Annotated in this window: 17 protein-coding genes; 13 read left to right on the plus strand and 4 right to left on the minus strand. The window is 43.4% G+C overall.

Annotated elements, in window-relative coordinates:
• Positions 1 to 45: 45 nt before the first annotated feature.
• The 6 genes from K7R10_RS14780 to K7R10_RS14805 all read left to right on the plus strand — a co-directional run bounded on the left by K7R10_RS14780 (position 46) and on the right by K7R10_RS14805 (position 6,446).
• The gene (locus K7R10_RS14780) at positions 46 to 375 is read left to right on the plus strand and encodes a hypothetical protein (protein WP_224485508.1); all 330 of its coding nucleotides are present in this window, start codon (positions 46 to 48) and stop codon (positions 373 to 375) included.
• Positions 372 to 1,289 carry a 1-aminocyclopropane-1-carboxylate deaminase/D-cysteine desulfhydrase gene (locus tag K7R10_RS14785; protein WP_224485509.1) on the plus strand — a complete coding sequence of 306 codons (918 nt, stop codon included), beginning with the start codon at positions 372 to 374 and terminating at the stop codon, positions 1,287 to 1,289. The genes K7R10_RS14780 and K7R10_RS14785 overlap by 4 nt, the downstream gene beginning before the upstream one ends.
• Positions 1,283 to 2,071, plus strand: a complete 789-nt coding sequence (locus K7R10_RS14790; protein ID WP_224485510.1) for a glucosaminidase domain-containing protein — start codon at positions 1,283 to 1,285, stop codon at positions 2,069 to 2,071. Before K7R10_RS14785 ends, K7R10_RS14790 begins: the two co-directional genes overlap by 7 nt.
• Before the next feature lie 13 nt (positions 2,072 to 2,084).
• Positions 2,085 to 3,368, plus strand: coding sequence for a glutamate-1-semialdehyde 2,1-aminomutase (hemL, locus tag K7R10_RS14795; RefSeq protein ID WP_224485511.1), 1,284 nt, complete (start codon positions 2,085 to 2,087; stop codon positions 3,366 to 3,368).
• Between the two features lie 258 nt (positions 3,369 to 3,626).
• Positions 3,627 to 4,526 (plus strand): hypothetical protein, encoded by a 900-nt coding sequence (locus tag K7R10_RS14800; RefSeq protein WP_224485512.1) that lies wholly within the window; start codon positions 3,627 to 3,629, stop codon positions 4,524 to 4,526.
• Positions 4,527 to 4,727: 201 nt separating this feature from the next.
• Positions 4,728 to 6,446 (plus strand): alkaline phosphatase D family protein, encoded by a 1,719-nt coding sequence (locus K7R10_RS14805; protein ID WP_224485513.1) that lies wholly within the window; start codon positions 4,728 to 4,730, stop codon positions 6,444 to 6,446.
• A gap of 319 nt (positions 6,447 to 6,765) precedes the next feature.
• On the opposite strand, the gene lysS is transcribed toward K7R10_RS14805, so the two are convergent.
• On the minus strand, positions 6,766 to 8,457 hold the full coding sequence (lysS, locus tag K7R10_RS14810) for a lysine--tRNA ligase (RefSeq protein ID WP_224485514.1): 1,692 nt from the start codon (positions 8,455 to 8,457) through the stop codon (positions 6,766 to 6,768).
• A 197-nt stretch (positions 8,458 to 8,654) separates the two neighbouring features.
• Between lysS and K7R10_RS14815 the strand changes: the two genes are divergently transcribed.
• Together K7R10_RS14815 and lipB are read left to right on the plus strand one after the other, a co-directional pair.
• Entirely contained in the window at positions 8,655 to 8,813 is a 159-nt protein-coding gene (locus K7R10_RS14815) for a YqaE/Pmp3 family membrane protein (protein WP_224485515.1), read from the plus strand.
• A 526-nt stretch (positions 8,814 to 9,339) separates the two neighbouring features.
• On the plus strand, positions 9,340 to 10,044 hold the full coding sequence (gene lipB, locus K7R10_RS14820; RefSeq protein WP_224485516.1) for a lipoyl(octanoyl) transferase LipB: 705 nt from the start codon (positions 9,340 to 9,342) through the stop codon (positions 10,042 to 10,044).
• A 10-nt stretch (positions 10,045 to 10,054) separates the two neighbouring features.
• On the opposite strand, the gene K7R10_RS14825 is transcribed toward lipB, so the two are convergent.
• Complete coding sequence (locus tag K7R10_RS14825) at positions 10,055 to 12,475, minus strand: ribonuclease HII (protein WP_224485517.1); 2,421 nt, start codon at positions 12,473 to 12,475, stop codon at positions 10,055 to 10,057.
• Positions 12,476 to 12,502: 27 nt separating this feature from the next.
• Positions 12,503 to 13,099, minus strand: a complete 597-nt coding sequence (rnhB, locus tag K7R10_RS14830; RefSeq protein ID WP_224485518.1) for a ribonuclease HII — start codon at positions 13,097 to 13,099, stop codon at positions 12,503 to 12,505.
• Between the two features lie 169 nt (positions 13,100 to 13,268).
• Here rnhB and K7R10_RS14835 point away from each other — a divergent pair, with 169 nt between their 5' ends.
• From K7R10_RS14835 to K7R10_RS14845, 3 genes are read left to right on the plus strand one after another with little or no spacing between them, the layout of a single operon-like run.
• Entirely contained in the window at positions 13,269 to 16,301 is a 3,033-nt protein-coding gene (locus K7R10_RS14835) for a SusC/RagA family TonB-linked outer membrane protein (protein WP_224485519.1), read from the plus strand.
• Between the two features lie 19 nt (positions 16,302 to 16,320).
• Complete coding sequence (locus tag K7R10_RS14840) at positions 16,321 to 17,772, plus strand: RagB/SusD family nutrient uptake outer membrane protein (protein ID WP_224485520.1); 1,452 nt, start codon at positions 16,321 to 16,323, stop codon at positions 17,770 to 17,772.
• Between the two features lie 19 nt (positions 17,773 to 17,791).
• Positions 17,792 to 18,619, plus strand: a complete 828-nt coding sequence (locus K7R10_RS14845; protein ID WP_224485521.1) for a DUF1735 domain-containing protein — start codon at positions 17,792 to 17,794, stop codon at positions 18,617 to 18,619.
• Between the two features lie 679 nt (positions 18,620 to 19,298).
• Here K7R10_RS14845 and K7R10_RS14850 read toward each other — a convergent pair.
• The gene (locus K7R10_RS14850; protein ID WP_224485522.1) at positions 19,299 to 19,982 is read right to left on the minus strand and encodes a hypothetical protein; all 684 of its coding nucleotides are present in this window, start codon (positions 19,980 to 19,982) and stop codon (positions 19,299 to 19,301) included.
• A 183-nt stretch (positions 19,983 to 20,165) separates the two neighbouring features.
• Here K7R10_RS14850 and K7R10_RS14855 point away from each other — a divergent pair, with 183 nt between their 5' ends.
• Together K7R10_RS14855 and K7R10_RS14860 are read left to right on the plus strand one after the other, a co-directional pair.
• Complete coding sequence (locus tag K7R10_RS14855) at positions 20,166 to 21,500, plus strand: aryl-sulfate sulfotransferase (RefSeq protein WP_224485523.1); 1,335 nt, start codon at positions 20,166 to 20,168, stop codon at positions 21,498 to 21,500.
• An 84-nt stretch (positions 21,501 to 21,584) separates the two neighbouring features.
• On the plus strand, positions 21,585 to 23,564 hold the full coding sequence (locus K7R10_RS14860) for a putative porin (RefSeq protein ID WP_224485524.1): 1,980 nt from the start codon (positions 21,585 to 21,587) through the stop codon (positions 23,562 to 23,564).
• The last annotated feature ends 605 nt before the right edge of the window (positions 23,565 to 24,169 follow it).

The raw sequence follows: 24,169 nt of genomic DNA on the forward strand, positions 1-24,169 counted from the left end.
GTTATCTTTGCAAATATAAGATGGCCCGAAAAATCAGGTCTGGAAATGGTGTTAATTTTTAAATATTTCTTTCCGGGTAAGTACGTCGGACTCACTCTTTGGCCCGTGATTATCTTAAAGCATGCCGCCTTAAAGTCTGATAAAGTACTGCTCAACCACGAGCGCATTCATCTGCGGCAGCAGCTGGAACTGCTGATCGTTCCTTTCTACCTGATTTACTTTACCGAATGGCTTATAGGTCTTGTTCGCTTTCGAAACAGTTACGAGGCCTATCGCAATATCAGCTTCGAAAAAGAAGCTTACCTGCACGAGGCTGAGCTTGATTATTTGTCTGGCCGGCAATTATGGGCCTTCAGCAGATACTACAGGTCATGAATCCAGATACTTCCCGGGTAATTACACAGGAATTTCAACTTGCGGAAGCTGCAGAAGCCGCTTGCCGGTTATTTATCAGAAGGGAAGATTTGATACACCCTGTTATTTCAGGAAATAAATACAGGAAGTTGAAATATAACCTCGAAGCCGCCAGGCTGAAGGGGTGTGATACCTTATTGACCTATGGGGGGGCATTTTCCAATCATATAGCAGCTACTGCCTGTGCAGCCAGAGCGAACGGGTTTTCAAGCATCGGAGTGATCAGAGGGGAAGAGTTGTGTGATAAAGTAGACCAGAACCCCACCTTGCGCTATGCCAGGGAGCAGGGCATGCGACTGTTTTTTGTGAGTCGTTCTGAGTTCAGGGAAATGAGGACTGGAGATCAGGGAGATCTTAGGGGTCTTTTTGGGGAGTTTTATGAATTGCCGGAGGGCGGAACCAATGAATTGGCGGTAAAGGGGTGTGAAGAAATTTTAGCTGACGATGACCAGAAGTATGATTATGTTACCTCTGCAGTAGGCACTGGTGGTACCCTTTCAGGCTTGATAAGGGCAAGTTGTGACGGGCAAATGGTTCTGGGTTTTCCGGCACTGAAGGAGAACTTCCTTCACGATGATATCGCATTACATACCACGAGAAAGAACTGGAGTCTGATCAGAGATTATCACTTCGGAGGTTATGCCAGGATAACCGAAGAGCTGGTGCATTTTATCAACAGGGTAAAGATCACCCATGACATATTATTGGATCCCGTCTACACCGGAAAAATGGTATATGGGCTCGCAGATATGCTTAAAAAAGGATATTTTCGCAAAGGCAGTGAGATCCTGGTCATTCATACCGGGGGCTTGCAGGGAGTGGAAGGGATGAACAGGCTGCTTAAAAAGAAACAATTACCTCAAATACTATGCTGATCAAAAACACCTGTTACGTTATTTTAATGATTTTCCTGGTAGGTTGCGGAAGCAGCAAAAGGGTTAAACGTGAGAAGCCGTCGGGAAGAACTGAACCAAAGGTTGTGACTTCAGAGGAATCATCAAAGGAAACTCTCGAGTCGACATCGACCACTACGGTTTATAAGGATGTGGTGAAAAACTATATTGCTACCTACCAGGGTATTGCCAGAAGGCAAATGCAAGCCCATGGTATACCTGCCAGTATTATCCTGGCACAAGGCATACTTGAAAGCGGTGCGGGCAGGGGAGAACTTACCCGTAAGGCAAATAATCATTTTGGGATCAAATGTCATTCAGACTGGACCGGTCCAGGAGTGTTTCATGATGATGACCGTAAAGGGGAGTGCTTCAGAAAATATGATCACCCGGAGTCTTCATTTAACGATCATTCACTCTTTCTCACCGGCCGCAGCCGATATGCTTTCCTGTTTGACCTTAAGAAGAATGATTATAAGGGGTGGGCACACGGATTAAAGAAAGCGGGTTATGCCACCGACCCCCGGTACCCGGCCAAGCTGATCAGCATAATAGAAAGATACCGTTTGTACGAGTATGACGCTGAGGTGCTGGGTAGCCCCGCTCCTGTTTATGAAGACACTTATTCCTATGTGGTCCAAAAGGGAGATACCTTATACTCGATCTCCAAAAAATATAACCTTTCTGTTGAAACGATCATGCAGCAGAACGGATTAAAAGACAGTACGATTAAAATAGGGCAGGAGCTCTATTTGAAACGATAATAAACCGATAGATATGCTGTATAAAAGAAGTAGTGCATTATTTGCAGAAGCAGAGAAAGTGATTCCCGGTGGTGTGAATTCTCCGGTGAGGGCATTTAAAGCCGTGGGAGGGACTCCCATTTTTGTCAAAAAGGCCAAGGGAACCTATCTCTATGATGAAGATGATAACAGACTGATCGATTATATCGCTTCCTGGGGTCCCATGATCCTGGGGCATGCTTACGAACCGGTCGTGAAGGCGGTCAAGGAAAGGGCTGAGTCGGGTACCTCCTTCGGAATTCCTACCGCACTGGAAACCGAGATCGCTAAGCTGGCGGTTCAGATGGTTCCGGGTATTGATAAGATTCGTTTTGTGAATAGCGGTACAGAGGCTTGTATGAGCGCTGTTCGACTGGCTCGTGGCTATACAGGTAAGGAGAAGATCATTAAGTTTTCAGGATGCTACCACGGACATTCAGACGCATTTCTGATACAGGCAGGAAGTGGAGCTGTAACCTTCGGAAGTCCTAACAGTCCCGGTGTAACCAAAGGGACAGCTAAAGACACCCTTCTGGCACCCTACAACGACCTGGATGCAGTAAAGGAGCTGATCAAGGCCAATCCAGGCGAGATAGCAGCTATTATCATAGAGCCTGTAGCCGGAAATATGGGATGTGTACTTCCCAACCCCGGATTCCTGGAAGGCCTCAGAGAGGCTTGTGACCTGCACGGAATTCTGTTGATATTCGACGAGGTAATGACCGGGTTCAGACTTGCCCGCGGCGGTGCTCAGGAGCTACTCGGGGTGAAGGCAGACATTGTCACCTTCGGAAAGGTGATAGGGGGAGGCTTACCCGTCGGTGCATTTGCGGCGAACAGTGAGATCATGTCACACCTTGCACCGGATGGGCCCGTATATCAGGCAGGAACCCTCAGTGGGAATCCATTGGCAATGGCGGCCGGAATGGCCATGTTGAAGGAACTGAATGAGCGTCCTGATGTATTTAAGAGTTTGGAGGAAAAGACGGCCTACCTCCATAAAGGATTATTGAAGGTGTTGAATGACTCAGGTAAAGTTTTTTGTATCAACCGTATCGGTTCCATGATATCGGTTCATTTTACAGAAGAGGTTTTCGACTTTGAATCGGCAGCTAAAGGGAATAATGAAACATTTAAAATGTTTTTCCACGGAATGCTTAAAGAGGGAGTTTACCTTCCCCCAAGCGCATTTGAGAGCTGGTTCCTCAATGATGCGCTGAGCTATGAAGATCTGGATCATACCATCAATGCGGCCAATAAGGTTCTGAGAGGTTTGTAGAAACACTATATAGTTATATAAGGAAAGGCACCTGTTAAGGTGCCTTTTTTTATGGGGTTTCTTTAACGTCTGATATTCCATGGAAAAACGGCGCCGACCGCATGGGATCTGGTTTATGAATACTTGCCTGTATTGAAAAGTAATTGTTAAGAGCATGCGGAGAGTTGTTAAAGTGTTATTAATGGCGTAACAAATTGATTTCTAAGTAGTCTTATTAATACATCAATCAATCGAATGAACCACTTAAAAAATCAAAAAATGAACAGTTTAGCATTAATCGGTAGTTTACTCTTAACGGGAAGTGTTGCTACCCAAGTCAGTACAGAAGAACCCGTTTTTTTGGAAACAGTCAATGAAATAAGAGAGACTGAAACATGTTGTAAGATCGATAGTATGACCGATATTCTTTTTGAAGGGATCAGTTATGCAGAGGAAGACGCAGAAATCGTATTAGGTTTTGATACAGCTGAATATCTTCCGGAGAATTTCGATCCGCATGTAGGTGTATTAGAAGAAGTATCATACGTAGAGAAAGAAGTTGAGGTAATAATGGGGTTTGACACCCAGGCCTGGCTTCCCGAAGGATTCGATGCTCATGCGGGCAACCTGAACGAGATCGAATATATTGAAGAAGAGTCTGAGGTTGTGTTGGGCTTTGATACCGACGCCTATCTTCCTGAAGGATTCGACGCTCACGCAGGAAATCTTAATGATATCCTGTATGTGGAAGAAGAAGAGGAAGTCGTTATGGGCTTTGATACGGAAGCGTATCTTCCTGAAGGATTTGATGCTCATGCAGGGAACCTGGATGATCTCGGATATATCGAGGAAGAGATCGAAGTTGTAATGGGTTATGATACCACAAAATGGCTTCCGGAGGGTTTTGATGCTCATGCGGGCAACCTGAACGAGATCGAATATATTGAAGAAGATTCTGAAGTTGTTATGGGTTTCAATACCGGGGATTACCTTCCTGAAAACTTTGACCCACATGTGGGTGATCTCGATGAGATCGTTTACATAGAAATCGAAGAGCCTGTGATCCTGGGATTTGATACCGCAGCATTTCTTCCGGCGGATGCCGAAAATACCCAGGCTGAAATGGCAGACTTTGATTTCTGCAACTTCATCACCAGTGAAATCGTGTATAAAAATTAAAAGGAAATCATATGACGCTACTGCTATGGTCGGTAAATAACGACCAATTGATCAACAACAGACAGTGAAAGAAGCCACCTCATCGGTTTATATGTAATTACATAGCTTTTTTCACTGTCTTTTATTTTTTTGCTGTCTGATGTGAGTATATTAGTCTCATTATCAGGCTTTTTTATTTTCAGCTTTTTTTTTAAACTCCTCATGAAAGTAAATCAGAAAGAACGGCGCAATTTTATCAGGAAGGCTGCCGCCTTTACCGGAACAGTGTATCTGATGCCTAATATGATCAGCTGTTCTGATGATGACCTGCAACCGATTGCCGAAATACCTTCAGAAAGAGGGAATTTTTATCAGGGTGTCGCCAGTTTTGACCCGGATCAAAACGGTGTGCTGCTATGGACCCGTTTTGTACCTGAGCAACAGGCAGAATCTTCTGTTTCCTGGCAGTTGGCAAGTGATGAGGGGTTCTCTCAAATCATAAGATCAGGCGAAGTTACCGCTGAGTCTTCAAGAGATTATACCATCACGATAGAGGTGCGTGATCTGGAGCCCGGGATGCCTTATTATTACAGGTTTTTCAGCAGAGATGAACAAGTGGTTTCCGCAACCGGTATTACCCGTACTCTTCCGGGAGCAGATAATGCAGATGATGTTATCCTTGCGGTTTGTTCCTGCGGAAATTATACCATGGGCTATTTCAACGCATACCAGGCAATGGGAGAGTCACATGCCGATATGGTTCTTCATCTCGGGGATTATATATACGAATATGCTGATATCCCCGGAAGTATTCCCGGAAGGAGTCACCGACCCGATCGCGAATTGCTGAATCTTGATGATTACCGGATGAGATACAGGCAATATCGGGAAGATCCTCAGTTGCAGGAATTGCACAGGCTTAAGCCTTTTCTGATAGTATGGGATGATCACGAGGTTGCTGATGGAGCTTTTGCTAATGGGGCGGGAAATCATGATCCCGATGAAGGGGCTTTTCAAAACAGAAAGGCCAATGCTGTCCAGGCGCATGCCGAGTACCTGCCTGTGAGAACTGATCAGCAAGGGAAGATTTGGAGACATGTGACCCTGGGTAATCTGGCAGACCTGTATCTGCTTGATACACGTCATGATGAAAGATCGCAGCCGTTGAAACATTCAGATTATCTCAATACCGCAGGCAATATCGAAGTTGATGAACTGCGTACTTCCTTATCTGATCCCTCCCGAAGAATGATGAGCGATGAACAGCGTGCATGGCTTTTTGCCCAGGCCGGATCTTCTCAGGCAGGGTGGCGTATCATAGCCCAACAGGTTCTCTTTTCCAGACAATGGGTTCCCGCAGTTTTGTATAAGTCTCTTTCGCTTGCTGTAAAGGAGTTCAGGGAAAACGGAGCAGTAAATGATGACCGCAGGCAAGAGATCAAAACCATGTTGCAAAGGCTTATACTCGCAAAGTCAAGAGTCGAAGCAGGGGAGGATATAAGTGACGAAGACCGGCAAATGCTCGAAGAGCTTGTTCCCTATAATCTTGATGCCTGGGACGGTTATCCGGCTGAAAGGCATGCACTATTGAACAGGCAATGGGATGATCTGGTGATCTTAGCCGGCGATTCACATAATGCATGGTACAATAAAGTGCAGGGTAGTGATGAACGCATTGGTGCACACGAATTGGCCACTGCCGGCGTTACTTCTCCGGGTTTTGAAGCACTGCTCAACGGCGATAATTCTGAAGCGCTCCAACTGGAGCAGGCCCTTAGGTTCCTTTTAGATGAGACAGAATTTGTTCATATTCGCACCAAAGGCTATCTACAGTTACGAATCTCTGCTGAAAGACTAACCGCTTCCTGGTTCGCTGTCGATAATATTTCGTCAACTACCTTCGGTTTGATGAAGATAAACGAGGTGATTATAAATCATTGATTTTTAAACAAATAAGAATAAAATTGTGTGTTTTGTCGATTAAATCGATCCTTTTATCCTGTCTTTAATGAAAAGCATGTATTTTTCGAAGACTTTAGCAGTATAACCATTGCCCTGAATCAAGATGAAAACAAAACAAAAGTTTTTTAATCCTGTATCGGTTATCGTATTAGGAACAGCCTTTGCCCTTGCGGCGACAGCATTGACGATCACCATGCTTGTAGGTTTCATTTCGTAACCTGCCTACAAAAGAAAAGACCTGCCGGGACACTTCACCCTGGCAGGTCTTTTCTCGAAATCAGTATTTGATAAAGTACTGTTAAGACTCAAGTTCACACATCAGGTCATCTTCGGTTTTAACCACCTTGACCAGTCCTTGCTTTGTTAATCCTTTAATTCCTTTATCCCATGCCTTGTTGCTGAGGTTGGACTTATCCTTCAACTCGTTCAGCGGCATTTTCTGTGCTGTTTTGATGATCTCGAAGATGGCTTTTTCCTTGTCGTTAAGTTCAAGCGGCTTTTTCTCCGGTCTCATCTGCGGAAAGAACAGTACTTCTTGTATAGATGCGTTATTGGTGAGCAGCATCACAAGGCGGTCGATCCCAATCCCGATCCCTGAGGTTGGAGGCATTCCGTATTCCAGTGCTCTCAGGAAATCCTGGTCGATGAACATCGCTTCATCATCCCCCTTCTCTGAAAGCTTGAGTTGCTCTTCAAATCTTTCACGCTGGTCTATAGGGTCGTTCAACTCTGAATAAGCGTTGGCAAGCTCCTTCCCGTTAACCATCAGTTCAAAACGCTCGGTAAGTGCTTTGTTGCTGCGATGTTCCTTGGTGAGCGGACTCATTTCCTTAGGGTAATCGATAATGAAAGTCGGCTGTATGTAGTGATGCTCACATTTTTCACCGAAGATCTCATCGATTAGCTTTCCGACACCCATGGTCTCATTGACCGGTATGTCCAGTTCCTTGCAGATATCTCTTAATTCCTGTTCATCTAAATTAGAAACATCATAACCGGTGTGTTCCTTGATAGCTTGCAGTATGGGTACCCGTGGGTAAGGCGCTTTGAAATCAATGGTATTTTTACCTACCTGAACCTTTGAACTGCCGGTTGCGTCAACAGCTACCTTTTCGAGCAATTGTTCGGTCATGTTCATCATCCAGTGGTAGTCCTTATAGGCTATGTAGAGTTCCATTACTGTGAATTCCGGGTTGTGAGTACGATCCATTCCTTCATTACGGAAGTCTTTCGAAAACTCATAAACCCCGTCAAAGCCTCCGACAATAAGTCTTTTCAGGTACAGTTCATTGGCGATTCTCAGATAAAGAGGGATATTCAGGGCGTTGTGATGGGTTACGAACGGCCTGGCGGCAGCTCCACCCGGAATAGCCTGAAGTATGGGGGTTTCGACCTCCAGGTAATCCTTCTTATTGAAGAATTCGCGTATGCTGTTAGTGATCTTGGTTCTTTTTATAAAGGTGTCTTTCACGTGTGGATTCACGATCAGGTCAACATAGCGTTGCCTGTATCGTAGCTCCGGATCGTTGAATTCATCGTAGACCTTGCCTTCACTGTCTACCTTGGGCAGGGGAAGGGGGCGAAGGGATTTGTTGAGAAGGGTAAAATCTTTTACCATCACGGTCATCTCACCAACATTGGTTTTGAAAAGTTCTCCCTCTATTCCGATGATGTCACCTATGTCGAGCAGCTTTTTGTAGAGATCATTGTATTTCGTTTTGTCTTCGCCGGGGCAAATTTCATCCCTGTTAAAATAGAGTTGAATACGTCCTTCGCTGTCCTGTAGTTCTGCAAAGGATGCTTTTCCCTGTATACGGCGTGACATCAGGCGACCTGCCAAAATCACCTTTTTACCTTCCTCAAAATTCTCTTTGATCTCCTTTGAAGTATGATCAACAGGGTAAAGAGCAGCGGGATATGGGTCTATGCCCATCTCACGTATCTTGCCCAGTTTCTCTCTGCGAATTTTCTCCTGTTCTGAAAGCTGCATATAATTATCTTCTTTTAAGCCTGCAAAGATAGGGAGTATTTAACAATCTTTCAATGCCTTGCCAAGGCTGATTTTCAGGCCTTAGTAGTCCTGTTATAAACCTGACAAATGCCCGAATTTTGCACATGGGTGTAACAAAATTGTGATATTTGCTACCTATAAGTATCATCAAAAAACGAATTTATAGTAATTGAGTTATGAGTTTCTGGCGTGTACTTCTGTCTATTATATGTCCCCCGCTTGCCGTACTGGATAAAGGCTGTGGGTCTGTGATCATTACCTTCATCCTTTGGCTTTGCGGTTGGGTGCCCGGCGTTATTGCGGCTTTGATCATTCTGAACAACCCGAATCGTTAGTTCGGTTAAACAGTTATGCTGTTAAACGGTTATGCGGTCCTGCCGGCAGGCAGGTATGCAGTTATGCAGGGAGAAAGCTTTGTAATTTAACGTCTGTTTATTATAGTTGCATGGCTGATATTGCCGCTATTAAATGCCGTGCCATCTGACCACCTGACCACCTGACTACTTGACCATCTCACTACCTCACTTGAAGGGTTATGCAGGGGATTGGATTATAATTAGTCTTCGACTGTGGTTTAATGCAGCGCAGGGTATGCCTGGATAAGGATATTACTTCTGGATTTGGCAAATAATTAGTAATCGCACCCCATACCCTCATCCCCCCATCCCCATACCTTTATAACTTAATACCAAATCTGTATTCCATTGCAAATAATTTAAGTTCATACGGCTCCACAATCTATCACTTACAATCTATTATTTGTAATTTCAACCACTAACCACTAACCACTAACCACTAACCACTAACCGCTAACCACTAACCACTAACCCATCTCTAAGCCCCATTGCGTATATTTGCAACATGAATAAAAAAGTGATATTCCGGCAACTGGGAAACCGCGACTATAAAGAGACGTGGGATTATCAGGAGGAGCTGTTTAAAGAGATATTTGACGTAAAGGTCAGAAACCGGCGGGAGTCTCAGGAAGATCCCACCCCCAATTACCTGCTGTTCGTTGAGCATCCGCATGTATATACCCTGGGTAAAAGCGGTGATGTGAATAATCTGCTGCTCAATGAAGAACAATTGAAAGAAAAGGGAGCAACCTTTTATAAGATCAACCGTGGGGGAGATATCACCTATCACGGCCCCGGGCAATTAGTGGGTTATCCCATACTGGACCTGGATAATTTCTTCACCGATATTCACAAATATCTCAGATTGCTGGAAGAGGTTATCATTCTCACCCTTGAAGAATATGGCCTAAAGGGAGAGCGATCGAAAGGTGAGACGGGAGTCTGGCTTGATGTGGGAACTCCCTTTGCCCGTAAGATCTGTGCTATGGGAGTCAGGGCCTCCCGTTGGATCACCATGCATGGGTTCGCTTTGAATGTCAATGCAGATCTGGGTTATTTCGATAATATCATCCCGTGTGGTATCAGAGGAAAGGCGGTTACCAGTCTGAACGTAGAACTTGGCCAAAAAGAAGTTCCCATGGTGGAAGTCGGTGAAAAAGTTCAACGACATTTCGTCCGTCTTTTTGAAGCAGAATTGGTAGCCGGCTGAAAAGGCTGTTCTAATTCAGCTGATAAACGATCACGGTTGCAGCGTCGCCACGCGTAACGATCTCGATCTTTTTGTCATTGTCCATATCATGCAGATCTATGGCTGAATTTCCGTAAACCGGAAAATTCTCGAGGAGTTCACCGCGGCTGTTGAATACGTATACCTTGTTAGACTGGGTGTCGGTAATGGCTATATATATGGTGTCATATATGTAAAAGATACGTGGTTCGGTATATATGCCATAATCAAGCGTGATCTCCTGATCCTTGATGCGCAGTTTATTCTCTGAGATGCTCACAAAGGTATTGATGGTTGCATCGATAAGATGGCCTTCCTGCAGATCCATGTTGACGCTTGACACGCGGCCCTGCTGATCAAGCTGGATCAGGTCTCCTGAAGCTGTTGTGGTACTGAACTTGTCGTCGTAAAGAAAAACAGGGTTTCCTGAAAGGGCAAAATTTTGCTCAGGGGTGATCCTGGGTTTTCCTGTGCGATGGAGTATTTTCAATTGGTCAGGGTGCTCCTGGAATATGAGGTAATCACGACGCCCTATGCGAATATGTTTTGGTTGGTTCAGCAGAGCGCCTTTGCTTTTTTTGTAGACAAAGCCGTTAACCTGTTTCCCTTCGCGGTTAATCATGTGAATGGTATTTCCGCTAACGATACAAAAGCGATAGTTTTTATTCTTATCGTAATCGAAAACTGCCAGGGGCTGCGTGATAGGCTCCTCAAAGGTCTTGGGGAAAGGAGCAACATCATTACCATTGCGATCAACAATATAGAATTTACCTGAGGTGTTAAAAGCCAGTTGTAGCCTGCCGTTACGATACAGATCTACCTGTTCGATATCTCCGATGATGCGGCTGTCGAGTTTTTTCTTCCAAAGCACTTTGCCAGACGGATTGATCAGGTAGAGGTAGTTTTGAATATCCTGAACCACCACCTCTCTTTGTTTGCTCCTGTGATTAATAACGAATTGAGGTCTGGTGGCCAGTTCATTTTCAAGGGTAGTGTTGAACACCTGGGTGACCATCCCGGTGGTTGCGACTCCGGTGTCCATCTTTTCGGTATAGATGTTAACGAGGGAAAATCCGTTGTCGGTTGTTTTTTGTATTCCCAGCAGCCGCGCATCGGTGAGCTTCTTCTTTTTCAGGCTTTGGGTTATGTTCTCACTGAAAACAGAGTTGTTTTCTCCGAGCTCATTCAGATTGATGATCGTATGGACCGAATAAGTGTCGGCCAGGTTTTTTCTTACTCCGGTATAAGACGGGAGTTTGCTTAAAACGGTGTTGTTTTGGTAATTGATGATAAAGCTTTTGAGCGCATCTTCCGTTTCTCCGAAAACGATCATGTCGCCGATCTCACTGAAAACAGCTGCCTTAAAATCAATATTTATCAAAGAGAAAATGTCTCCGTTGAATTCCTCAGAGAGGCTGTGAAGACGAAAGTCCCTGAAATCGTATTGCGTTTGGATGAAAGGGCCGAGGTGATCAGAAAAAGCTTCAGGGTCGGTTGACCTGAGGGCTATCACTGCATCGTTGTTGATGACCATCTTACTTCCTTCCGTAATGGTGTAATATATGGAGTCAACAGACTTGTCTGCTTTCGGTTGTATATGGCTAAAGATGCTGGCGGCTGAGGCATTGACCGGGATCAGGTTTTCGAGTTCCGAGTGTCGTGGTTCTCCCGTTTGGGGTTGTGAGTTGGTTTCTGAAAAAGTTGTGATCCCGCTGGCCTGTAATTTATTGGGGTCGACACTGATGTCGAGGGTGGTCCATTCTCCTGATGCGGCCAGTATTGAAAGTGACGATGCGCTCAGAATCTCTCTTAAAAGGGGAGCGCCGTTTTCGTGATGAATAAAAATACTGGCGGCAGCATTATCTTCAGAAACCCTATACAATTTGCGCAGGGATTCTTCTGATTTAGATTCGCCAAGGTTGCGAATAACGTTTTCGATCAGTAGTTGTGATGAGCTTAGAAGGAAGATGTTGTCAAAACTCAGGCTGTAAAGCTTTGCTTCTTCAATAGATAGCTCTTTAAACTGTCTTCCTTCGTAGCTCAGCGTTTTTGCCGAGCGGGAAAGAGAAGAGTCTATCGAGAAGATCTCCGGGTGGTTTTCGGCGACCAGAGTAAAGTCGAAACTGTTTTTTCCAACCTCATTCAGCGCGATGACTGTTTCTCCTTTCGGATGTACATGAGTGAGCGGACTTAATAGCCTTGACAACCTGGTGTAAATGTCGCTTTCCCCGAACAGGTTCAGAAACTCATTGTTTATAAGGTCGGTCTTTAAAGCTCCGAGGTTTTCTGTTTTAACGATAACAGCCGGATTTCTCGGAAGGTGATCGATCAGGAGGCTGTCATTGCCGGTTTCGGACTTACAGCCGATCAGGGTTGTGAAAACCATTAAAAGCAGCGGTAAAGCTTTTTTCATGTTCAGGGTTTTCAACAAAAATAAAATTTAAAATTCAAGCGACAATTGTTCCGGTAGCAGGCGGAAGGATTTTCTGTGATATTCTGTGTCACCATGCTTTCTGATGGCATCTCTGTGCTCTTTGGTCGGGTAGCCCTTGTTCTGCATCCAATTATATTGAGGAAATTCGCGATGGATCTCACACATATATAGGTCACGGGATGTTTTGGCCAGTATGGAGGCGGCGGCTATATGAAGAAATTTACCATCTCCTTTGATGATACACTCATGGGGAACCGTATTGTAAGGAATGAATCTATTGCCATCTACAGCAATGAATTCCGGTACAGAGGTCAGTTGGTCCAGGGCACGGTGCATGGCGGTGATGGAGGCTTTAAGGATATTGATGCGATCGATCTCTTCGGGGAAAACGTGAGCGATCCCGTAGCTCACCGCGTTTTCTAAAATGAACTCCCGAAGTTCCATCCGGTTTTTTTCTGACAGCTGCTTGCTGTCGTTGATCTTTTTGTTTTTAAACCCTTTAGGTAAAATTACCGCGGCTGCGGTCACGGGTCCGGCCAGGCAACCCCTCCCGGCTTCATCGGTTCCGGCCTCAATCAGGTCTTTATGAAAATTAAATCGCACGTTATCGAATTGTTATATGTGAACAAAAAAGTACAAAAAATCAATAATTCATAATTAGTTGTGATTTTTTTGAGAATTCGCAGATTTAACACAATTCGCCTGCATTCCAATTTGTTTTATTTAGAATTATTTAGCAAGTTTGCGCTTCGCTAAATCAAATTAATTAAATATGAGATCAAAGTATTCTTGGATTTTGACGCTATTACTGGCGTTCGGATTACAGTTCTCCTTTGCACAGGAGAAGACGATCTCCGGTACGGTGACCGATGGAGATGGTCTGCCGTTACCCGGGGCCAACGTAATGGTTAAGGGCACCACTAAAGGTGCTCAAACCGATTTTGATGGTAACTATTCAATCAGCGCCAATGAAGGTGATGTTTTGGTATTTAGTTACATCGGGCAAAAAACAGAGGAAGTGACCGTTGGAGCTTCTTCTACTATTAATGTATCACTTGCAGCCGATGCACAGGCACTGGAAGAGGTGGTAGTGGTAGGTTATGGTCAAAAAGCTAAGGAGTTATCTACTTCTGCTGTTTCTACTGTAGCTGCTGAGTCGATTGAATCTTTTGTTCCTTCAACCTCAGTGGATAATATTCTACAGGGTCAGGCTGCGGGGGTTCAGGTAACTGCTGCTAACGGACGACCTGGTAATACTGCTTTCGTTCAGATTCGTGGGGTTGGATCGATTAATGCGGGTACAACGCCATTATATGTTATCGATGGTACGCCTATCGACGCGAGTGATGTTCCTAACCTGAATCCAAATGACATCGAGAGTATGTCTATCCTGAAAGATGCGGCTACCGTATCGCAGTACGGTTCCAGGGGTGCTAATGGTGTTATCTTGATTACCACCAAACAAGGTAAAGGTGATGCGAAAATTGTTTTCCGCTCATCTTATGGTTTTGGAGAGCGTATCCCAGACCCTTTCGATATTATGAATGCTGAGCAGAAGCTTGAGCTCGAAAGACAATATGCCGAATTGGGCGTAAGTGCAGCTAATGCATTGCCTGGGGCAAATGCTGATGCTCAAGAAAGAGCCAGGCTGATTGCTTTGGATACTGACTGGGAAGAGGAGCTTCTTAGAAAGGCAGAGATTCAGTCGAATTCACTTCAGATATCAGGAGGTGAAGATAAGCTTTCGTATTTCCTGTCTCTAGGTTATGACAAAAACACGGGTATTATCGACCGTATCAATGGATTTGAAAGGCTTTCAGGAAGGATCAATACAACCTATCAAGCTAAAGAATGGCTAACTGTTGGGGCTAATATTTCTGCTTCGAGAAGTTCAACTGACCTGCCTCGTGACAGGAACAATGTTCAGAACCCGTTCCGTGCGATGTATGACTACAACCCTTGGGATCCGTTGTTTTTAAGAGATGCTAATGGAAATGTAGTTACTGACGATAACGGAGAGCCGGTTTATAATCCTACTACAACTGGATTCCCTATTGCATTGGCATTACAGACAGAGCCAGAAAGCAACCGTAACTTCCTGTTAATTGGTAACTTATTTGCCGATATTAAGTTGTCGGAGCATTTTTCCAACCGTTTTTCAGTTGGTCTAACCAATAACAGGTTTAACAGAACCACCAGGTCTATCGCCGGAGGGGTTTTACAAGGCTTTGTAGGAGATGCGAATTTCCCTGGAACACAAACCGATAACTTCAGTTTGGATTTTGAATATAACATCAATAACCTTTTAACCTATACGGATACGTTTAATGATGTTCATAATGTATCTGCAAGCTTCCTCTTGGAGTATAATGAAAACATTTTTACCGATCTTTTCGTATCAAGTAGAGGATTTCCAAGTCCGGATATACCTTACCAGGACGTAGCTGCAGAGCAAACTAACGGAGGGACTAGTGAAGCGAGAAGGATTCTCTTTTCTCAAGGTCTTTTCTTGGACTATGATTATGATGGAAAATATATCGCTTCAGCATCTGTGAGACGAGATGGTTCTTCAAGGTTTGGTCCTGAGAATAAATATGGTGTTTTCTATAGTGGAAGTGTGGCTTGGAACATAGCTCGTGAATCTTTCCTTGAAAATACATTTGTCAACAATTTGAAACTGAGAGCTTCTTACGGTACATCCGGTAACCAGGCGATACCTGACTTTGAGTTTCTCAACCTGTTAGGTTTTGGTACCTATAATGGTTTCACCACAGCTATTCCTTTAGGGGTAGGAAATCCAGATATTCAGTGGGAATCTCAGGCTATTTTGGATATTGGTGTTGAATTCGGTTTCTTCAATAACAGGTTGAACGGTGTGTTTGACTACTTTAAGAAGAATTCTGATAACCTTCTTCTAAACAGACCTATTTCTCAAATTATCGGTGATGAAGACAACGCTATTTTCGCTAATGTTGGTGAAATTGAAAACTCCGGTTTTGAGTTGTCTTTGAATTATGATATCATCAGAGGACAAGATCTTCTATGGTCTGTAGGAGGTAATATCACGCTCCTTGATAACGAGGTTAAAGAGCTTGTAGGAGGAGAGGATATTATCAGAGGTAACACTATCTTAAGAGAAGGAGAAGAAATCAATTCGTTCTTCCTTCCTGAATATGCCGGTGTGAATCCTGCTAATGGTGAGCCGCTGTATGTAGATCTAGATGGAAATGTAACCAATCAGTTCAGTGATGGTTTCGCGAAACTTATTGAAGGGAAGTCTCCTGCTGCTGAAATGGAAGGTGGTTTTTATACAAACTTCCGTTACAAAGGGCTGGGTCTGAGAGCTGATTTTGTTTACAAAAAAGGTAACTATATCCTCAACTTCCAGAGATCTGCTGGTGTTTCTATCGGAAACATCGATGGAAACCAACGAGTAGAAGCTTTCAATTACTGGAAAGAGCCAGGTGATCAAAATGTATTGCCTAACCCTATTTACCAAAACACTGCCGACCAGACTTCGACTCGATTCCTCGAAGCTGGAGATTATGTAAGATTGAGAACACTTACTCTTGATTATTCACTACCTTCTCAATTCTTAGACGGTACGGGAATCGATAGGTTCAGAGTATTCTTTACGGGTCAAAATATCTTAACTTTTACTGACTATAACGGTGACCCTGAAATTGGACTTGGATCGGCTGAGACAGCTGAACCAGGAGATGCAGGATTTGTTCCAGGGGCATTTTCGCTGTTCAGTTATCCGCAGACAAGATCATTCACCTTCGGATTTGAACTCGGATTTTAATAAATAAATTACAAGAGAAATGAAAAAACATATAAACTTACTATCCTCGTTGTTCATCGCGCTGTCATTCGTAGCATGTAGTGATGAGGTGGAGGATCTCCAACCTTTTACGGAAGGGAATCCCGAAACGTTCTTCAATAGCGTGGAGTCCTTTCAAAGTGGTGTAAATGGAATTTACAGTCAGTTGTGGAACTATTATTCAAGCCCAGGTTCCGGTTTACAAGGAATCCCGGATATCTTGTCTGATAACGTAATTTTAGCGACCACGGGAAGACGTTCTAATGAAGACTATTATGATTATCGTTATGTGCCCACTACAGGAGGAGCTATTCCTCTTTACTGGAGTGAAGCTTACGAAGCGGTAAATGCTGCGAATCTTGTGATTGGACAGATCGATAATCTTGCTGACGGTCCGGCAAAAGATAATATTCTTGGGCAGGCTTTAGCCGCTAGAGCATTGGCTCATTTTGACCTGGCTCGTGTATACGCTAAAATTCCTACTCAGAGCTCCGACGCTAACAGTTCTCCTGGAATTGTTGTCATTAAGGTGGAAGACGGTGATACCGGAGATCCTTTCGCCCAATTTACCAGAGAAACAGTAGCCAGCAATTATGCAGAAATAATAGCAGATCTTGAGCAAGCTCGTTTGTTGGTTGCAGAAAGCAATGGAGAAGGAAGAATGGATAAGGATGCCGTTAACGGGTTGTTATCAAGAGTATACCTGTACAATGGTAATTATCAGCAAGCAATTGACGCGGCTAATCGTGTGACTACACCTATAGCAACGGCTGCTGAACTGCCAGGCTTGTATACCGATTCAAACAATGCAGGACTTGTTTATGAGCTTGCAGTAAATACATCTTCAGAAGCTAACTTCAATAACGTTGGTGTACTTTACAGTCAGTCAAATAGTAGTGCTACTATTTCTGAGTATGTTATTGATCTTGGTTTTTGGCAAAGTATTGACGTAGGAAATGATGCCAGAGCTGAAGTGATGCGATTTATCGGAACAAATCAAAATAATGATTATAACGCTATTCGCAAATTCCTTGGAGAGGAAGGTCAGGTGAATGGTCGTGTAGATGTTAAAGTTCTACGTGCAGCAGAGGTGCTGTTAAACAAGGCTGAGGCGCAGTTTGAATTGGGCCAAGAAGCTGAAGCTTTAGCGACTCTAAATGAATTACGTGATAACCGTTATGACAGTTATACCGGAGGAGAAACCGGACAGGCGCTTTTCGACGCTATTAGTTTTGAGCGCAGGGTAGAGCTTTCATTCGAAGGTCACAGATGGTTTGATTTGAAGAGATTAGGCCAGGATGTGGTGCGCACCAATGCCGGGGATATTATCGATGGAACCGGTACTCCTCCTGAGGTGAGGGTATTGTCTGCCGGGGATCCTAGATTTCAGTTTCCTATTCCTCAGGCTGAGATAAACGCTAATCCAAATATGGAGCAAAATCCTGGATACTAAACCTTAACAAAATTGAATTATGAAATTACTATCTAAAATAACATTATTGCTTTTCACCCTGGTTAGTTTCGTAGGGTGTGAGAAGAATGATATTCCCATTTTTGATGTGGAAAATGGAAGAGCAATTGCTGGATTCAACGGTCAAGAATTTCAACGTATTGTATTTAATCCGGCGGCAGAAACCACTTCTACTTTGAGAGTTGGAATATCTACTGTGTCATCTTCAGACCGTACTTTTGTGATCTCTGTAGATCCCAGCAGTACATTAGCTCCGGAGTATTATTCAATCGATAATTTAAATCCGGTTGTTCAGGCGGGAGATTTTACCGCTGATATTAATATTACAACCATACCCGGAGAGGCGCTGCCTTCTGGTACTGCTTCATTGATCCTGAACATAGAATCAGTGGAAAATGCTGAAATAGGTGAGAACAGTGTGCAATCTTTAGAGGTAGGGCTGGCTGTTGAATGTCCTGACGTTGATATTTCGGCGTTGCCAGGTAACTACCAGGTTACTGCGTCGACCTTTGCTGCTTTCTTTGGAGAAACCGACTTCACTCGCGAGGTGGTCGCCGGACCTGGTGCAAATCAGATCACCATAGTTGGTGGTACTTACATTCAGGAAGGTGCGGAAGACTTGATTCTGACCATAGACCCTGAAACAGGAGATATCATTGGAGTGGATGACACAAAAATTTCTTCTCAGGTTTCATTTGGTCCTAACTTCTATAAGTTGAATCCAGGTGGTAGGGTATTGACCTGTGCAGGTATAATTGAGGTAAATCTTGATTTTGCCGGTAGTATCGCAGGTAATCCACATGTTTTTAATTTGATTAAGATTGACTAGTTACATCATGTGATTAATCATATCATATAATGAAAACCCCACCAGAAAATGGTGGGGTTTTTTGTTTGGATTAGTAGTATAGATCATTTTTACGAATTATGGTAACTGTAGATATTTATAGGGCCTTTTTTAAGGTGTGAATGGTAAGACTCATCATTTCCAAGTTTTGACAATTTGATTTTCGGTTCACTTCCATTTGTCCTTTATTTGTGTTTACCGGTTGTAAATTAATAAATACTAAAGCTTTTCCTTCAATATCATTTCAGAGGAACAACGGGAATGGTTTCAGATACCCTCATTTGGCAGTCTAATGGTTTTACAAGAATCAGGTGTATTTAATTTTCCTTCCTCTTAAGTGGCATTTCTAACCTTATTATAGTTTAGGCAGGAGAAATCTGGGAGTGTTCAAATTCTTTGTCTGAATAAGGGAATGGAATAATGGTAAGGCCTTTATTAAAGGCTTTAGTTTTAAATAAATCGACACAGAATAGTAAATTTTCAATTTATTTATTTCCAGCATTTTTATTCAAAGCATTAATCGGAGTCTTAGAATATGATTGATAGCAGGATGTTCTTGTAAGGGAAATGTTGACTTACACTTTTGTCGAAAGGCAATAAAAAAGGCATCCCCGAGAATTGGGATGCCTAATGAGTAATTTAGGTGTATGATTAGCGTTCTTTAAATCGCATTATAGGCTTCGATAATTTTTATCACATCTTTTTCCTCTTTGTAGCTTAGGTCCTGATCTTCCACCAATTTTTCAATCTTTCCTTTTGCGCCCTTCAATGAAGAAAGAATTTGGGAGCGTTTTAATCTGATTTCCCGTGCCGGTTCGTCAGCTTGTTGTAAATAATATGAGAAACTTTCAAAAAATCTCGGAGCTTCATCTCTTTCATATGGGGTTTGAGCTTCTTTACCTCTTCTCAGCTTGATTTCCGGTTTTAGAAGAAGTTTTACCGGTCCTTCATTAAGAACTATAAAATAGGAGGTTCTTACCTGGTCCCTGTTGTTTATGTAGCTTCTGATTTCGAACCTATCATTTCCAATAATAGCAGAATACTGTGAACTTTTATCAATCACTCCGAATTTATCTTCAGCCTCTTTGATCTGGATTTCGTTGTTGTATCCATTGTAACGCAGTAGTGCTGTAATCTTAGCCTCTCCGTTGACCAATATCTTACCGACCTGAAATTCTTCGTTCAGGTAGGGTGATCCCTGGGCTTTGAATTCAGTGACGGAACTTCTGGTTACAAAGTTTATGGCTCCTCCTTGTCCAGACTCTCCGAGATTTATCTGGGAATAGCCCGTCATTGAAATAAAAAATAAAAGGAATAGGTTTAGTGAAGTTTTTGTTCTTTTCATTTTAAGTAGCAATTTTTTTACGCGTTCGAAGATAATGAAATCGATGCTTTTAGTAATGTTAAGAATACAGTAATATTTTATGAAGTAAAAGACATTAAAATAATCGCGTGAAAGTGCTTTGCAAAGTTGGTTATTAGAGAATTGTCTTATATTTATGACTATCTCTAAAAAATGAATACAACGATGACTGTCCGAAATCTATCCCGTCTGTTCTTTCTCTCCATTTTCCTCCTTTGTATTTCCTGTGACAATAGTGAGACCATCATTGAGGAACTGCCTCCCGAAGGCGGACAGCCGGAACCTCCCGTGGAGGAGCCTGTTGGTGAAACCAATGATCGGATCCTGGTAAACAACCTTGCTCAAAAACAAGATGGCTATGTACTGATAAACGATCCTGGGAATGACAGGGTGTACCTGATGGAAAAGGAGGATGGAAGTGTTTTTTACGAATGGACATTGGCCGATCCTCTTGGGAACGATGTGGAACTGTTTGAAGACGGAACCCTTCTGGCGTGTCTTGGGGTGACCGATCCTGATTTTACTTTCGGGGGATTCGGCGGGAAGATCGCTGTTTTGAATCCTGACGGTTCAGAAAAGTGGAGTCTGAAGCATGCTTCTCCTGAGCATATCGCTCACCATGATGCCGAAATGTTACCTAACGGAAACATTCTTTTTATGGTGTGGGAACGAATGGAGGGGGCAGTTGCCGTGGAAAACGGTTATAATCGCGGACAGGAAAATATCTACCTGGAATCATTGATCGAGATCGATCCGGCAACAGATGCGGTTGTATGGAAATGGAATTCTGCAGATCACCTCGTACAGGATGTTGATGATAACAGGCAGAATTTTGGAGTGGTAGCTGAAAATCCAGGAAAGATCGATGTGAATTATTTCGATGATATCGTTACCGATAACCTGGATAATGGTGATTTTATGCATGCCAACGGGCTGACCTATGATGCGCAGAGAGACCTGATATTTTTAAGTGTGAATTATTTCAGTGAGGTCTGGGTAATCGATCACAGTACTACCACTGCGGAAGCCGCCGGCTCTGAAGGAGGAAATTACGGGGTGGGAGGTGACCTGGTCTATCGTTTCGGGAATCCATCGGCATATGACAATGCGCAGGGAGAACGTCGTTTTTTCAATGTGCATACACCTGTTTTTGTCGAAGGCACCGATAATATGCTCGTCTATGTGAACGGGAATGTAGAGGGGAGCCGTCAATCAAAAGTGCTGGAGCTGTCACTTCCGGCAACACTCGGTCTTGTACCCGGAACCGATAATGAGCCGGCCGTAGTTTGGGAATACAGCCACCCTGATATGTACTCGCCCAAGGTTTCTTCGGCTTACAGGCTTCCAGATGGGAATACCCTGATCACTATAGGTACTTTTGGAGTTTGGGAGGTGAACCCTGAAAAGGAGATCGTCTGGCAGTTTAAAGATGAGGGTTTTTTCTGGAGAGCCTACCATGTGGAAAGAGATTCTCCGGCGATCGATCTTCTTGGGATCTAGCCTGAACTGCAAGCAGGGCAGGTGCCAAAATTTTAAAACCGGTTTTTAAAACGAATATCCTACCTTTGCTCACAAATTTTTTTCATGAGGGTTAGTCTTTCGGCTTTACTGGTCTTATTGAGCGTCAGCTGGTCTTTTGCACAAGTGGAAGAAGAGCCACAACAGCGTATTGTTCAAGATACATTAATCGGTACAAGGGGCCGTTTTACACAAAAGAGTAAGGAACCGGATACACTGAAGATCACTGATTACAAGATCATCTCCCATCAACGGGATACGACACATTTTGATACCACACTTACGGTTGAGAAGGAGTACCGTCATAATTACCTCAGAAAAGACAATTTTGAATTACTGCCATTTTCCAATGCGGGTCAGACCTATAATCAACTAGGGGTGCCGGTATACAGGAATACTTTATATCCCGCTATGGGTATGCAGGCCAAGCATTACTTTTATATGGAGGTTGAAGACATCGATTACTATCGCGTTCCGACCCCTACCACAGAGCTAATGTGGAAGACAGTAATGGAGCAGGGGCATTTACTGGATGCCCTTATCACGATCAATACCTCTCCTAAATTTAATTTTTCCCTGGCTTATAAAGGGATGCGTTCCCTTGGGAAGTACCAGCACATATTGGTCAGTTCCGGTAACTTCAGATTTACGGCCAACTATGGTAATACAGATGACCGGTACCGTTTTAAGGCACATATAGCCTCCCAGGACCTCCTGAATCAGGAGAACGGGGGCATTGCGATCAGGGAGCAGTTCACCTCGGGAAGTCCTGAATTTACCGACCGGGCCAGGGTGGACGTGAAATTTCAAAACGCCGAGAACTTTCTGATCGGGAAGCGGTATTATTTTGATCAGCAATTCGACCTCGTAAAACCTGATGTTGAAACCGGTAAAGGAGGAATGGCTATCGGACATATATTAAACTATGAAACCAAAACATACGAGTTCAGGCAGGATAATTCCATCGCCTTCTTTGGGGACGCCTTTCAGGCAGATGCCATACGTGACAGAGCCAAACTGCGAGCCTTCACCAATGAACTATATCTGAGACTGGATAATCGCATACTGGGAGACCTTCAATTCTTTTCAAGGACGTATGATTATAATTACTTTTTTAACAGTCGTGTGATCACAGAAGATCAGATCATAGAGAATCAGATCGAGAATCTGGAAGTTGCTCTTGGCGGAAGATGGAAGCACAGCTTTGGTCCGCTGTCTGTTGATGCACTGATCTCCCAAAATATTCAGGGCGATCTAGGAGGGTCGATCTATGAAGGAGGTGTCGGCCTAAGTTTCAGCGAAGACCTGTCACTAAACGGACGTATTCATTCTTCACAGCGCAAACCGGATTTTAATTATTTGCTCTACCAAAGCGATTATCAGTATTATAACTGGCAGAATACAGATCGTTTCACCACTGAAAAGATCAACACGCTGTCAGGAGAGTTGAAGTCTGAGAAATGGGGTGCCTTACAAGCATCGTATACCTTATTCGATGACAGGGCATATTTTGCCAATGATACGATTGTTTCTCCTGTGGAAGAAGGCGGTGTTACCGAATTACAGCTGATAAAACCCTATCAGTACGGGGAAACCATCGGTTATTTAAAGGTGAAATTTGAGAACGACCTTCACTTTGGACGATTCGGGCTTCGCAACACCTTAATGTACCAGGAGGTGTCTCAGGATGATCCCATACTTAATGTGCCTCAGCTGGTGACCCGTAATACACTTTATTATTCAAATCATTTATTTGACAAGGCGATGTATATCCAGACCGGTGTCACCTTTAAATACTTTACGGCTTATAAAGCGAATGCTTACAGTCCGCTGCTCGGAGAGTTCTATATACAGGATACTGAAGAGATCGGGGATTTTCCGGTGCTTGACTTTTTTATAAATGCCAAGGTTCAGCGTACCCGTATCTTTTTTAAACTGGAGCATGTGAACTCTTCATTTACCGGTTATAACTTCTATTCTGCACCCGATTATCCGTACAGAGACTTTATTGTTCGCTTCGGGCTGGTGTGGAATTTCTTTTCTTAAGGAACTTTAACAACTGTTCAACAACCAAAATTCGGGCCTGTTCGTAAGTATAAAGTGTCTGAAATTCAAAGGGGTATATTTTACGTCTGAAAAAAGTTTCAAAACCCTTTGGAAAAACCGAAAAACAAGTTCTATATTTGCACCCGCTTTGAGCAACAGGGCTGGCCTTGAGCCGGCGGTTTAGAGCGAAACGTTCATTCAAATAGCGAGTTAGAGGAGCCTTTAAAAAAGGGTTTAATTTTTTTTCAAAAAGTACTTGCAGGAATCAAAAATGGTTGTAGTTTTGCAGCCGCTTTCCACCACAGCTGCCACGGGCAGTCAGGGGATAAACGGGGAGCGAAAGTTCTTAAACAGATGACCGGATTTCTTGGAAAGAGAGTTTGAAAAAAAAGTTTCAAAAAAGACTTGCGGAATTGAAAAAAGGGTGTACTTTTGCACCCGCTTTAAGAACGAAGCGCCGGTTGAAAGATCGGGTTATAAAAAGAGAATAATAAGTTCATTGATATATTGTTGACAGCAGCGATTTTTTTCAGAGATGAAAAGAATCAAAACAAAAATTTAAGCAAATTCATTTTGAGTACAATTTCTTTTGTTATTGTTAGTTA

It is taken from the genome of Robertkochia aurantiaca, from assembly GCF_020166495.1.
Lineage (GTDB): Bacteria > Bacteroidota > Bacteroidia > Flavobacteriales > Flavobacteriaceae > Robertkochia > Robertkochia aurantiaca.

Coding starts and splice junctions, on each gene's coding strand:
- K7R10_RS14780 (WP_224485508.1), top strand. CDS start 46: ATGGTGTTAATTTTTAAATATTTCTTTCCGGGTAAGTACGTCGGACTC.
- K7R10_RS14785 (WP_224485509.1), top strand. CDS start 372: ATGAATCCAGATACTTCCCGGGTAATTACACAGGAATTTCAACTTGCG.
- K7R10_RS14790 (WP_224485510.1), top strand. CDS start 1,283: ATGCTGATCAAAAACACCTGTTACGTTATTTTAATGATTTTCCTGGTA.
- hemL (WP_224485511.1), top strand. CDS start 2,085: ATGCTGTATAAAAGAAGTAGTGCATTATTTGCAGAAGCAGAGAAAGTG.
- K7R10_RS14800 (WP_224485512.1), top strand. CDS start 3,627: ATGAACAGTTTAGCATTAATCGGTAGTTTACTCTTAACGGGAAGTGTT.
- K7R10_RS14805 (WP_224485513.1), top strand. CDS start 4,728: ATGAAAGTAAATCAGAAAGAACGGCGCAATTTTATCAGGAAGGCTGCC.
- lysS (WP_224485514.1), bottom strand. CDS start 8,457: ATGCAGCTTTCAGAACAGGAGAAAATTCGCAGAGAGAAACTGGGCAAG.
- K7R10_RS14815 (WP_224485515.1), top strand. CDS start 8,655: ATGAGTTTCTGGCGTGTACTTCTGTCTATTATATGTCCCCCGCTTGCC.
- lipB (WP_224485516.1), top strand. CDS start 9,340: ATGAATAAAAAAGTGATATTCCGGCAACTGGGAAACCGCGACTATAAA.
- K7R10_RS14825 (WP_224485517.1), bottom strand. CDS start 12,475: ATGAAAAAAGCTTTACCGCTGCTTTTAATGGTTTTCACAACCCTGATC.
- K7R10_RS14835 (WP_224485519.1), top strand. CDS start 13,269: ATGAGATCAAAGTATTCTTGGATTTTGACGCTATTACTGGCGTTCGGA.
- K7R10_RS14840 (WP_224485520.1), top strand. CDS start 16,321: ATGAAAAAACATATAAACTTACTATCCTCGTTGTTCATCGCGCTGTCA.
- K7R10_RS14845 (WP_224485521.1), top strand. CDS start 17,792: ATGAAATTACTATCTAAAATAACATTATTGCTTTTCACCCTGGTTAGT.
- K7R10_RS14850 (WP_224485522.1), bottom strand. CDS start 19,982: ATGAAAAGAACAAAAACTTCACTAAACCTATTCCTTTTATTTTTTATT.
- K7R10_RS14855 (WP_224485523.1), top strand. CDS start 20,166: ATGACTGTCCGAAATCTATCCCGTCTGTTCTTTCTCTCCATTTTCCTC.
- K7R10_RS14860 (WP_224485524.1), top strand. CDS start 21,585: ATGAGGGTTAGTCTTTCGGCTTTACTGGTCTTATTGAGCGTCAGCTGG.